At 41.3% G+C, this 12145-nt stretch carries 12 protein-coding genes and 1 pseudogene; 12 read left to right on the top strand and 1 reads right to left on the bottom strand.

What is annotated here, in order from left to right:
• The 6 genes from HRU42_RS18720 (at window position 1) to HRU42_RS18745 (ending at window position 5347) form a co-directional block, all read left to right on the top strand.
• The gene (locus tag HRU42_RS18720) at window positions 1–915 is read left to right on the top strand and encodes an RHS repeat-associated core domain-containing protein (RefSeq protein WP_295033336.1); all 915 of its coding nucleotides are present in this window, start codon (window positions 1–3) and stop codon (window positions 913–915) included.
• A 2-nt stretch (window positions 916–917) separates the two neighbouring features.
• Window positions 918–1433: a hypothetical protein gene (locus HRU42_RS18725; protein WP_295033337.1), complete on the top strand. Its 516-nt coding sequence runs from the start codon at window positions 918–920 to the stop codon at window positions 1431–1433.
• Between the two features lie 725 nt (window positions 1434–2158).
• Window positions 2159–3292, top strand: a complete 1134-nt coding sequence (locus HRU42_RS18730) for an RHS repeat domain-containing protein (RefSeq protein WP_295033339.1) — start codon at window positions 2159–2161, stop codon at window positions 3290–3292.
• Window positions 3292–3594, top strand: a complete 303-nt coding sequence (locus HRU42_RS18735) for a hypothetical protein (RefSeq protein ID WP_295033341.1) — start codon at window positions 3292–3294, stop codon at window positions 3592–3594. The genes HRU42_RS18730 and HRU42_RS18735 overlap by 1 nt, the downstream gene beginning before the upstream one ends.
• Window positions 3595–3611: 17 nt before the next feature.
• A complete protein-coding gene (locus HRU42_RS18740) occupies window positions 3612–4811 on the top strand; it encodes an RHS repeat-associated core domain-containing protein (protein ID WP_295033343.1) in 1200 nt (399 codons plus the stop codon).
• Window positions 4808–5347, top strand: a complete 540-nt coding sequence (locus tag HRU42_RS18745) for a hypothetical protein (RefSeq protein WP_295033344.1) — start codon at window positions 4808–4810, stop codon at window positions 5345–5347. The genes HRU42_RS18740 and HRU42_RS18745 overlap by 4 nt, the downstream gene beginning before the upstream one ends.
• A 118-nt stretch (window positions 5348–5465) precedes the next feature.
• On the opposite strand, the gene HRU42_RS18750 is transcribed toward HRU42_RS18745, so the two are convergent.
• The gene (locus HRU42_RS18750) at window positions 5466–5951 is read right to left on the bottom strand and encodes a hypothetical protein (RefSeq protein ID WP_295033346.1); all 486 of its coding nucleotides are present in this window, start codon (window positions 5949–5951) and stop codon (window positions 5466–5468) included.
• Between the two features lie 116 nt (window positions 5952–6067).
• On the opposite strand from HRU42_RS18750, the gene HRU42_RS18755 reads away from it, so the two are divergent.
• From HRU42_RS18755 to HRU42_RS18780, 6 genes and pseudogenes are all read left to right on the top strand, one after another.
• Complete coding sequence (locus HRU42_RS18755) at window positions 6068–7222, top strand: RHS repeat-associated core domain-containing protein (protein WP_295033348.1); 1155 nt, start codon at window positions 6068–6070, stop codon at window positions 7220–7222.
• Window positions 7223–7553: 331 nt separating this feature from the next.
• The gene (locus tag HRU42_RS18760; RefSeq protein ID WP_295033350.1) at window positions 7554–8906 is read left to right on the top strand and encodes an RHS repeat-associated core domain-containing protein; all 1353 of its coding nucleotides are present in this window, start codon (window positions 7554–7556) and stop codon (window positions 8904–8906) included.
• 25 nt (window positions 8907–8931) lie between these two features.
• Window positions 8932–9336: a hypothetical protein gene (locus tag HRU42_RS18765; protein ID WP_295033352.1), complete on the top strand. Its 405-nt coding sequence runs from the start codon at window positions 8932–8934 to the stop codon at window positions 9334–9336.
• A gap of 359 nt (window positions 9337–9695) precedes the next feature.
• The gene (locus HRU42_RS18770; protein ID WP_295033353.1) at window positions 9696–10724 is read left to right on the top strand and encodes a toxin C-terminal domain-containing protein; all 1029 of its coding nucleotides are present in this window, start codon (window positions 9696–9698) and stop codon (window positions 10722–10724) included.
• A gap of 2 nt (window positions 10725–10726) precedes the next feature.
• On the top strand, window positions 10727–11212 hold the full coding sequence (locus HRU42_RS18775; protein WP_295033355.1) for a hypothetical protein: 486 nt from the start codon (window positions 10727–10729) through the stop codon (window positions 11210–11212).
• 378 nt (window positions 11213–11590) lie between these two features.
• Window positions 11591–12145, top strand: a pseudogene (locus HRU42_RS18780) (transposase); the annotation flags it as partial.

Here is a 12145-nt window from a genome sequence, read left to right on the forward strand (position 1 = left end):
GTGATCGGGACCCATTACTCGCTGGCTGGGCTGTCATTGGGCAGTAATAAGATCGAGATCCAAGCCTGTAATGCCAGCAACCAATGTGGTGTGAGTTACTTAGCGGGGACGGTATCGCGTAGCAGTAGGGTGCGTTATCAGCATACCGATATGCTGGGTACGCCAGTTATGGAAACCGATGAGTCAGGCTATGTGATCAGTCGCAGTGTGTATGAGCCCTTTGGTAAACGCCTCGGCGGTGAGAAGGCGGGTCTAGGGTTTACCGGGCATCTGCAAGATGAAGATCTGGGTTTGACTTATATGCAGGCCAGGTACTATGATCCGCTGATCGGGCGGTTTTACTCGAATGATCCGATTGGATTTCGTGACATCCACTCTTTCAATCGATATGCCTATGCCAATAATAACCCTTATAAATATACTGATCCCACTGGATTGACATCATGGCCAGTTAATAAAAATAGTAACGGACAGGTCGTAGTCACAAGTAATTTTGGTAAGAGAAATACAGGAATAAAAGGAGCATCGAAAAGCCATTCTGGAACAGATTTTAGGGCTGCTAAAGGAGCAAAAATAACTGCAACCGAAAGTGGCACTGTATCTAAAGTCGGTGGTGGTGGCCGAGGTGGTAATTATATTCTCATTTCAAATGATGACGGAAGTATGAGTGGCCATGCTCATACTCAATCTGCTAAAGGTTTAAAAGCTGGTGATAAGGTCTCAGAAGGAAGCACAATAGGACAGTCCGATGGCTCTGGCACTGGCAATGCACCTCACCAACATTATACTTACAGAGAAGGGACAACGAGTAGCCCTGCAACAGCAACTACTCCAAAGGTTGATCCTATGAAAACTCAATTTAAAAATATGCCTAAACAAGAAGTTTGTGTAAAAGGTAGTGGCGGAGGATGTTAGGTTTGAAAATAAATATAAATATCATTCAAAGTATGTTGATGACATTTAGCATAACACTGACACTTGCGTGCAGCGCAGGGAACTCTTCATCAGGCTTGAAACTTGGCTATGAAATAGACACTTTTGTTAAGGCTCTAATCGAAAAGAATGAGAACCTATTGGTAAGTGACTACTTGGAGTCATCTAAAAGCTTTTCAACACAAGGTAAGCTAAATACGGACATATATAACTTCTTGTATATGTCTGATCAAAAAAATGGTACGAAAGCTGTTACAGAAATCGTCACCATTAATAACTACAAGACTAAGGTAATATGGCAAAGTGATGATGTTTTAACTTTACTCATTACCAATTCTAATAATTACTCTCAGTTTAACAGTATAAAATTCCTAGAGAATAGTTGGATGAAGGAATATATAGCCTGTGAGTTTATCGTTAAAGAAAACAAACTGGTGTTTTATCAAAATGTTTGCTTTGCCGAGACAGGAGGCCCTTTTAGCAAAGATTATGATATTTGAACCAAGAATAAAAGGGGTCGGTGACACTTGAGAATAGATCTCATTTGATTTTAGCTTACTCCTTTATTAAATAAAAAATGCAAAAAAGCCAAAGCAGTTAATTTATCAACTGCCTTGGCTTTTTTGTTAGCGGCTACTTTCCTTAGCTGCTTTTATCTTAGTCGCTTTACATTAGCCGTTATGCTGATTGCTGTTGTTTAATTAATGCGTCTAACATTTCATTAATAAACTTTTGTTTCCCTCTCGGCATGAGGCTTATTTGCTCTATCTGCTTTTGTAGTGACAAACAACCATGACACCCAGGATTGTCAGATGAAGCTCCTTTGACTACGCTTAAGTCAGAGTTGTTGAGGAGGGTTTGTTATGCCGACACCAAGAAAATCATTAGTCAGTTTGGAACTTTTTATTTAACAAGATGATTATTTTACCACTGCGTATCTCGTTGTGTTAGAAAGGCTTTTTTGTGCGGAGTTGATCATTATACAGGTCAATCCTATGAGCATAGGATAAAGGGGTCGGAGCGAATTAGGAAATTTTAGCAAAATAAAGGTACGTTTTCTAATCAATGCAAGGTCAACTAGACCCTTTGTACAAACTCATTTATGTCCAGAAACGAGTTACTAGCCAGTTGAAAACAACGAAGACACCCACAATTGTTTTTTATCGGGTTAGTCATATTCATCTCGACCTTGTCGCCGCCAATACAAGCGAGCCAAGGTCAGACGATGTTTATCCCCATCGCGGTGGGTGATATCACTATTTTTATTCCCATCATGCCCTCAAGCAGCAGTGGTAGTGTGACCGGCACTAGCACTGATGGTCGCTATGACTTAAGCTGGTCTGCGGTGAGTAATGCGAGTTATTATCAAATCATCATCACCGATGAAAACGGTACGCAACGCATTATTAAGGTGATCGGGACCCATTACTCGCTGGCTGGGCTGTCATTGGGCAGTAATAAGATCGAGATCCAAGCCTGTAATGCCAGCAACCAATGTGGTGTGAGTTACTTAGCGGGGACGGTATCGCGTAGCAGTAGGGTGCGTTATCAGCATACCGATATGCTGGGTACGCCGGTTATGGAAACCGATGAGTCAGGCTATGTGATCAGTCGCAGTGTGTATGAGCCCTTTGGTAAACGCCTCGGCGGTGAAAAAGTGGGTCTAGGATTTACCGGGCATCTGCAAGATGAAGATCTGGGTTTGACCTATATGCAGGTCAGGTACTATGATCCACTGATAGGACGGTTTTATTCGAATGATCCGGTTGGGTTTAGGGATGTGCATAGCTTTAATCGGTATGCTTATGGGAATAATAATCCGTATAAGTATACTGATCCGACAGGAATGTTTTCTAATGATTTTATTGATGCTCAAAATCAGATCCGTCAGCTAGGTTTCGGTGAAGAAGGTGTAATTGATTTTAATGTAGGCGCTAGTGATGTTGCCATGGAAGCGTCTGGTGCCAATGACCTTATTGCGGCGGGTGGTAGTCTTGCTAGTGGTGATATATCCGGTGCCGCAGTTAGTGCCGCAATGGCGGTTGTTAAACCTTTAAAAGGGCTTAAAGTTGCGTCAAGGATTAAAGAAAGCTCTAAGTTAGTAAAAGAAGCACAAGTTGCAGGAAAGTCTCACCAAGCAGGGATTGATAATTTGACAGCTAAATTGTCTGAAGGAAATTTGAATCCCGGTATTGGAACCAAGCCTATAGGGCAAGGATTGTCTGAAGCTAGGCATAGTAGCGGCGCTAGAGTATATTTTAAACAAAGTGGTGATACTATTCAAATCCTTGGCAAATCAAACAAAGCGAACCAAGGTGCTGTAATAAAAGAAGTTTTAAAGACATTTGGAAATGAATAATGAAAAATTTTGAAGTGTTAATATATCAAGGTGATGCTGAACTTGATGAATATAATGATAACGTTGATGTTGAAGTTATAATGAAAAATGGTGTTCGATATTCCGCTACATTTTTTACAATAGAAAATATTAAAACTATGTTTGAAAAGAACAAGCTGACTGGAGAATGCAACAGCGGTTTATTCTTTTGGGCAACAGATATGTTAATAGTTGAGAGGCTAAATTTGGAAACTATTGAAACGACCATTAATGAACTGATAGGCGAAGGTAGCATAGCCCATGCTATGACAAAATTAGATTAACTAAAATAAAGGGGTCGGTGACACTTGAGAGCTATTCTCATTCGACCTATCGCTATATTTTGAATCCAAAACAACCAAGACACCCAGGATTATTTCTTATCGGGTTAGTCATATGCGCCGCGACCTTGTCGCCGCCAATACAAGCGAGCCAAGGTCAGACGATGTTTATCCCCATCGCAGTGGGTGATATCACTATTTTTATTCCCATCATGCCCTCAAGCAGCAGTGGTAGTGTGACCGGCACTAGCACTGATGGTCGCTATGACTTAAGCTGGTCTGCGGTGAGTAATGCGAGTTATTATCAAATCATCATCACCGATGAAAACGGTACGCAACGCATTATTAAGGTGATCGGGACCCATTACTCGCTGGCTGGGCTGTCATTGGGCAGTAATAAGATCGAGATCCAAGCCTGTAATGCCAGCAACCAATGTGGTGTGAGTTACTTAGCGGGGACGGTATCGCGTAGCAGTAAGGTGCGCTATCAGCATACCGATATGCTGGGTACGCCAGTTATGGAAACCGATGAGTCAGGCTATGTGATCAGTCGCAGAGTGTATGAGCCCTTTGGTAAACGCCTCGGCGGTGAGAAGGCGGGTCTAGGGTTTACCGGGCATCTGCAAGATGAAGATCTGGGTTTGACCTATATGCAGGTCAGGTACTATGATCCGCTGATAGGACGGTTTTATAGCAATGATCCGATTGGTTTTACGGATGTGCACAGCTTTAATCGGTATGCTTATGCTAATAACAACCCATATAAGTACACGGATCCTGATGGAAATACAGCTGCTTTAGTAGCATGTGGAGCAGGGCCTGTTGGTTGTGGGGTTGGATTAGCGGTTACGGGGCTAGTTATCTTAGCGGCAAGTAATAGCAATGATTCCCTTGAAGCTATAGAATCGATTGGGGATATTTCAGACAGAAGTGACCAAGTAGGCAGTGTTGAAGAAATGGATGCTTTTGAAGAAGAACTAAGAGGAAACTCTACTCCAGAGAAAAAAGGAAAAACAGAAGTAAGAGTTTTAAAACCTGGGATTTCTGCTGAAAACGTAAAAGATAAATCCCCAGGTACATCAAGACCTGATGGGAGAAAAGATACAGCAGAAGGAGGAACAACAGGAACCCATTCTTCAACTAAAACAGAAGGGAACCCGAAAACTGTCGATGTTAATAGACCAAATCGAAAGCCAATGAAGTTTAGGGAAGATAAATGAATAATTTAATTTCAGAAGTAAATAAAATTATTGTTAGGTTTAACTTGCCTCAAGAAATCAAGATGCAACAAGGATGGACGTGTCGTTTCTTGCTCTCTGATACTGACTACGAGAATTTGGAAAGCGTAATTCCTTGTGAATTATTAGAACAGATCGATCTATATGACAAGCAAAATACTATAGAAATTGCAAAGCTAAAAATATTGTCTAGTGGATTGTTCTCTGATTACGGGGCAAGCATTAGCCTGTCATATGAACCGACAGTTTTTGACAAGTATTGTCGTGATGGAAAGGTACTAGATAGGCAGTTCATTGCAAAATTTGTTAAAAATAACTTTTACTTGATAAGTTTGTATGATGAGTATTGCATTTTTATCTTCAAAGAAGAATGTGATATTATCAATATTATTGAGAGTTATATAAGCAAACATAACCGTGATGTGTTTGATCGTGGAGAGTCAGAATTTAGTCGGCAGGAGTATGAGTCTTTTCTTAAAGTATTCAAACAACAGGAGTATAAAGAGGATGTAAATTAAACTGTGTAATTGCCCTGGCGATAACTTCTTTTATTTGCTACTCAAGGGATTCACAGAATAAAACGGAGAATAAAACGCCAGTGGTACAGCACTGACGTCGATGAAAGATATGATGTCTTTATGGGGTTAATAAGTTGTCCGGCGCAAATACATCACGGTAAAACGTCAGTTGCTCGCCTTTCCAGTGGCATCCGCCGCGATGACCCCGTCGGATCCAAGCCACACTGCCTTTAGCGGTTGTTTCATGGGTATGATCATCGATACACGTCCACTCAAACCAGACATATTCACCATGAAACATGACGATTGGCCAGCTCATAGTGACGCCGGGTTGTGCCAGCAATGCCCACCATTGTTGTTCACGGCTTTTTTGCTCTTCTAGGCCATAAAAAGGCCCATCCTGACAGAAGTAAACCAGGTTTTTATGGTACTCAGCACTCAATATGTCATCTCGTGATTGACGTAATGCCTCACAGTGAGTCGGCCACCATGCCTTGTTTTCAGCTTCTATTTGTTCGAGCGAATACTGATCATCAATTTGGGGTAATTCGTCTTGTTTTTCTGTTAAAAATAGTTCGGCTGCATCGATCATTTGCTGCGCCACTGCAGCTGAAACCCGTAGGAAGACAACAACGAAGACACCCACAATTGTTTTTTATCGGGTTAGTCATATTCATTTCGACCTTGTCGCCGCTAATACAAGCGAGCCAAGGTCAGACGGTGTTTATCCCCATCGCGGTGGGTGATATCACTATTTTTATTCCCATCATGGCTTCAAGCAGCAGTGGTAGTGTGACTGGCACTAGCACTAGCACAGATGGTCGCTATGACTTAAGCTGGTCTGCGGTGAGTAATGCGAGTTATTATCAAATCATCATCACCGATGAAAGCGGTACGCAGCGCATTATTAAGGTGATCGGGACCCATTACTCGCTGGCTGGGCTGTCATTGGGCAGTAATAAGATCGAGATCCAAGCCTGTAATGCCAGCAACCAATGTGGTGTGAGTTACTTAGCGGGGACGGTATCGCGTAGCAGTAGGGTGCGTTATCAGCATACCGATATGCTGGGTACGCCAGTTATGGAAACCGATGAGTCCGGTAATGTGATCAGTCGCAGTGTGTATGAGCCCTTTGGTAAACGCCTCGGCGGTGAGAAGGCGGGCATAGGATTTACCGGGCATCTGCAAGATGAAGATCTGGGTTTGACCTATATGCAGGTCAGGTACTATGATCCGCTGATAGGACGGTTTTACTCGAATGATCCGATTGGATATACGGCTAGTAATCCGGTGATGTCGTTTAACCGTTATCTATATGTTAATAACAATCCCTACAAATACACCGATCCGAATGGTGAATTTTTGTGGGGAGTTGTTATTGGTGCTGGCATCGAGTTAACAGCTCAAATTTCGACTGGCCAAGATATAGATTTTACAGATATAGCAATAGCCGGTGCTGTAGGTGCCGTTACAGGTGGTTTTGCCGGAAGAGCAGCAACGCAAGCTTTCAAGGGAGTCATTACTGCTAGTAAAGCCGTTAAACAAACAGTCGCTGTTAGTGCTATCGTAAGTGGTGTTGGTTCCGCAGGACAAGATTTAGCAAATGGAAATTCTATTTCTGTTACTAAGGCTGCTATAAGTACTGTTAGTGGTGCTGCGGGTGGATTAATCGGTGGGAAGGTTGGTAATTCATTTGCTGGTAAGTTAGATAGCATGTCCAATGCTGGAGGTATCGCTTCACATATTTCTACTACAAGAAGCGCTATGGTTGGGAATACTGCTGGACAAACTACTTCAGCTGCAACAGGTTTAGCAAATAAAGCCGCAGATTTAGGGATTTCTGTGGTCGATAAAAGATTGAAAGAAAACTTCTAATAAGGTTAAAGGAACATGAGTTTTTTTAGTTTATATAAAGTTCAAATAATAGCTTATTTAGTCTTATCATTTATATGTGGAGGTGTAATTTCAATTGAAAATGGCTTACTCCACGGATTAGGCTTTACTGTGGCGTGTTTAGTGTTTTTGATCTCTATTTCATATTTTTCTTACCGAAAGAGTATTTCTAAATACGGTAAAAATAATATTAAGTAGAATAGTATAGGGTTGGTGACACTTGAGTATAGATCTCATTTAATTATTGATTATCCAGGGACTATGATCCGCTTATCGGGCTTTTTACTCGAATGATCCGATTGGGTTTAGGGATGTGCACAGCTTTAATCGGTATGCTTATGGGAATAATAATCCGTATAAGTATACTGATCCGACAGGAATGTTTTCTAATGATTTTATTGATGCTCAAAATCAGATCCGTCAGCAAGGTTTCGGTGAAGAAGGCGAACAACGAAGACACCCACAATTATTTCTTATAGGGTTAGTCATATGCGCCGCTACCTTGTCGCCGCCAACACAAGCGAGCCAAGGTCAGACGGTGTTTATCCCCATCGCAGTGGGTGATATCACTATTTTTATTCCCATCATGCCCTCAAGCAGCAGTGGTAGTGTGACCGGCACTAGCACTGATGGTCGCTATGACTTAAGCTGGTCTGCGGTGAGTAATGCGAGTTATTATCAAATCATCATCACCGATGAAAACGGTACGCAACGCATTATTAAGGTGATCGGGACCCATTACTCGCTGGCTGGGCTGTCATTGGGCAGTAATAAGATCGAGATCCAAGCCTGTAATGCCAGCAACCAATGTGGTGTGAGTTACTTAGCGGGGACGGTATCGCGTAGCAGTAGGGTGCGTTATCAGCATACCGATATGCTGGGTACGCCAGTTATGGAAACCGATGAGTCAGGCTATGTGATCAGTCGCAGTGTGTATGAGCCCTTTGGTAAACGCCTCGGCGGTGAGAAGGCGGGTCTAGGGTTTACCGGGCATCTGCAAGATGAAGATCTGGGTTTGACCTATATGCAGGCCAGGTACTATGATCCGCTGATAGGACGATTTTATAGCAATGATCCTGTTGATGTCATGAAGCATATTGCTCGTGGTAATTCTCTTCATGGCTTCAATAGGTATATTTACGCAAACAACAATCCCTACAAATATACAGACTCAGATGGTGAGTTTGCTACAGTGCCACTTGCTGTTTTTGGTGCTATTGTTGGTGGTGTTGGAGGTGGAATTTCTGCCTTCGCTAACGGAGGTGATTTCGGCGATGCAGTTACAGCTGCTGGAATTGGGGCCACTTTTGGTGGACTAGCTGGATTATCTGGTGGAACATCCCTTCTTTCAACAGCTGTAGTAGGAGGTATTGCTAGTGGTGCTGGCGAATTAACTGGGCAAGTTGTCGCTTCAGTAAATGTTGATACAAGCTCTATTGAATCTACATTAACAAGTGCAGTAGCGAGTGTTGCTGACGGACTAGAAAATGCGGATTATAGTAAAGTTTCTCTAACTATGGCAACGGGAGCGTTAGGTGGTGTGGTTGATAAAACAGCAAAAGCCATTGGTTTTACAGCAAAATCAGCAGCTGTAATTGCTGAAACTACAAATATTGCTACTTCAGCCCATGTTGAAAAAATGGCTCATGATATAAAGAATAAATAGATGAAGATTATATAAAGGATATTTCATGACTAAATCAATATTGTCGACAAGAGTAATTATTAATTGGCTAAAGCTAATTATTATCTTTCCATGCATTCTCTTCTCTTCAATTGTAATTACAGCTTTTGAACTCTATGGTATGGAGTTTATCCTGTTAGCTATATTTATTTTTACTGTACTTTGGTTTTATAGAATAACTTACTCAGGAAATAATGTGGTCGAAGGTTTATCCGTTGAAGTAAAATTAAAGTTGAACTTTTTTGGCGTGAAGTTTATAACGATAAAAGTTAATGGTATAAAACTTATAAAGAATAAATTAGTAAAAGGTGATGAATTTGAGTTTTTTAACGACAAACATCACTTGTCTGTCAAGTTGAAACTCTTAAAAGGGGATGTCTTTTCACCAGATTGCACTCTCGCAGTACTATGATTTAATAATAAAAATATTATAGGTAAATAGAGCGCCACCTATGGTTAATTGCGAACTTAGCATCCTCTTACTAAGCTTTAAGTATTGCTGAAGTAGGAGGTCATATGTAAGTCATTAAGGAGCTGTAGCCCTTTAAATATAAGGGTTTATATATTCTCAGGTATGTGTTCTGTTAACTGTACACAAAACGTCTGATTATCTCTTTTTGGATGAGCGCGGCAGGCATACTCACTGAGGTGACGGCACCATTTCCTTAGTGTCTTTTTGATTTTGACCCTGTATTCACGTCCAGATGGTAAATATAGCAAGCAACAACGAATACCTTTATTCCCATCATGCCCTCAAGCAGCAGTGGTAGTGTGACTGGCACTAGCACAGATGGTCGCTATGACTTAAGCTGGTCTGCGGTGAGTAATGCGAGTTATTATCAAATCATCATCACCGATGAAAGCGGTACGCAGCGCATTATTAAGGTGATCGGGACCCATTACTCGCTGGCTGGGCTGTCATTGGGCAGTAATAAGATCGAGATCCAAGCCTGTAATGCCAGCAACCAATGTGGTGTGAGTTACTTAGCGGGGACGGTATCGCGTAGCAGTAGGGTGCGTTATCAGCATACCGATATGCTGGGTACGCCGGTTATGGAAACCGATGAGTCAGGTAATGTCATCAGTCGCAGTGTGTATGAGTCCTTTGGTAAACGCCTCGGCGGTGAGAAGGCGGGCATAGGGTATACCGGGCATCTGCAAGATGAAGATCTGGGTTTGACTTATATGCAGGCACGATACTATGATCCAGTTATCGGACGGTTTTACTCAAATGACCCAGTTGGCTATACAGCTAAAAACCCAGTCATGTCGTTCAATCGTTATTTATATGTTAATAACAATCCCTATAAATACACTGATCCTGATGGTAAGTTCATATTTACAGCAATTGCTGTAGGACTAATAGCATATAGCGCTTATGAGGGGTATCAAGATGGAGGCGCAACAGGCGCACTTGCTGAAGCCTCTGGTTATAACGATGCTATGGATTCGGTTAGTAGCTTCCAGAGTGGTGATTATAGTGGTGCTGCTGTAGCAGCGGTTGGAATTGTCTGTAAAGCTTGTAAAGCAACGAGAAAAATTACTGGACCTGCATTTGAAACGACAGCAGAAGCAGCTGATCAAGCTGCTAAGCTTGGTTACAAAGAAGTCAAAGGAGCCTTAAACAAAGCGAAGCAAAAAGTTTTTCATAATAAAAAAGCTGATCCTAAATTTATATCAAGAGATGCTGACGGACATAATGGTGGAGCATTTAAAGGTGCAGATACAGCGAACGGTTTGAACAAGAAAAAGACACGTTCAGGTACTTATGACAAAGATCTTAAGAAAATAGGTAGTTAATCATGAAGCATTATCAGATTAGTAAACACTCAGGGCAAGAAGATGATACTTGGTCGTCAATCACCGACATTGGGACAGATTTTAATGGAGCAATACTTACTTCAGAAGAGTACTTACGTATTGAAAATTTATATATTGAAACCATTAGAACTTTTATTTATCACAATTCAAAAAGCTTCAAAATTAAGTTTTTAATGGACTTGAGGGGGGAAGATGATGCAGATAAATGGATCTTTGATATTGATCAACCACTGATTAAAGTTAGAGGCGGAGAGTATTTGGATGAAAGTTCCATATTACCACTTTGTAAATTATGTCTTCGTGATCTCATGGGCATTAGACTCCAAGCTGATAATGGAGATTATATAACTTTTGGTTGCGATTTATACCTCAGATTAGGCATGTCTGGTGAAAATGATTTTTGTCTATCTGGCTTGTCTCGTCAGGGACTTTTTATAAATGTAATGAACAATGACCCTGATGCTTAACGATTAAATCAAATAAAAGGGGTCGGTGACATTTGAGAATAGATCTCATTTGATTTTAGCTTACTCCTTTATTAAATAAAAAAATGCAAAAAGCCAAAGCAGTTAATTTCTTAACTGCCTTGGCTTTTTTTGTTAGCGGCTATTTTATTTTTCTTTAGCTGCTTCTTATCTTAGTCGCTTTAAACCAGCCGTTACGCTGATTGCTGCTGTTTAATTAACGCGTCTAACATTTCATTAATAAACTTTTGTTTTCCTCTCGGCATGAGGCTTATTTGCTCTATCTGCTTTTGTAGTGAAAAGAACAACCAAGACACCCAGGATTGTCAGATTAAGATCCTTTGACTACGCTTAAGTCAGAGTTGTTGAGGAGGGGTTGTTATGCCGACACCAAGAAAATCATTAGTCAGTTTGGAACTTTTTATTTAACAAGATAATTATTTTACCACTGCGTATCTCGTTGTGTTAGAAAGGCTTTTTTGTGTGGAGTCGATCATTATACAGGTCAATCCTATGAGCATAGACGGGATTGGGTTGAAAGTCGACTACTGGAACTTGCAGCTGTGTTTGCTATTGATATTTGTGCTTACGTAGTGATGAGTAACCATTTACATCTCGTATTACGTATTGATGTAGAGTTAGCTAAGCATTGGTCAGATATCGAAGTGGTCACGCAATGGCAAAAGCTGTTTAAAGGCGATAGCCTTAATCACGACTTTGTTAAAGGTGAGTCGCTTGAATTTTATCAACAAAGTATTATCAATAAACGAGTCAAAGAGTACCGCTTACGGCTGATGGATCTTTCTTGGTAACGCTTGCATAAGAGTTGCGGGCACTGAATGAACCTATCGCTCAACGAGCCAATGCAGAGGACAAGTGTACAGGGCGCTTCTGGGAAGGACGATTTAAGTCCCAGGCCCTGCTTGATGAAGCGGC

It is taken from the genome of Shewanella sp., assembly GCF_013214165.1.
GTDB lineage: Bacteria > Pseudomonadota > Gammaproteobacteria > Enterobacterales > Shewanellaceae > Shewanella.

Bases quoted from the DNA above. Each gene is read 5' to 3' on its own strand.
- HRU42_RS18775 (WP_295033355.1), top strand. From the start codon at position 10,727: ATGAAGCATTATCAGATTAGTAAACACTCAGGGCAAGAAGATGATACT.
- HRU42_RS18730 (WP_295033339.1), top strand. From the start codon at position 2,159: ATGTTTATCCCCATCGCGGTGGGTGATATCACTATTTTTATTCCCATC.
- HRU42_RS18765 (WP_295033352.1), top strand. From the start codon at position 8,932: ATGACTAAATCAATATTGTCGACAAGAGTAATTATTAATTGGCTAAAG.
- HRU42_RS18735 (WP_295033341.1), top strand. From the start codon at position 3,292: ATGAAAAATTTTGAAGTGTTAATATATCAAGGTGATGCTGAACTTGAT.
- HRU42_RS18745 (WP_295033344.1), top strand. From the start codon at position 4,808: ATGAATAATTTAATTTCAGAAGTAAATAAAATTATTGTTAGGTTTAAC.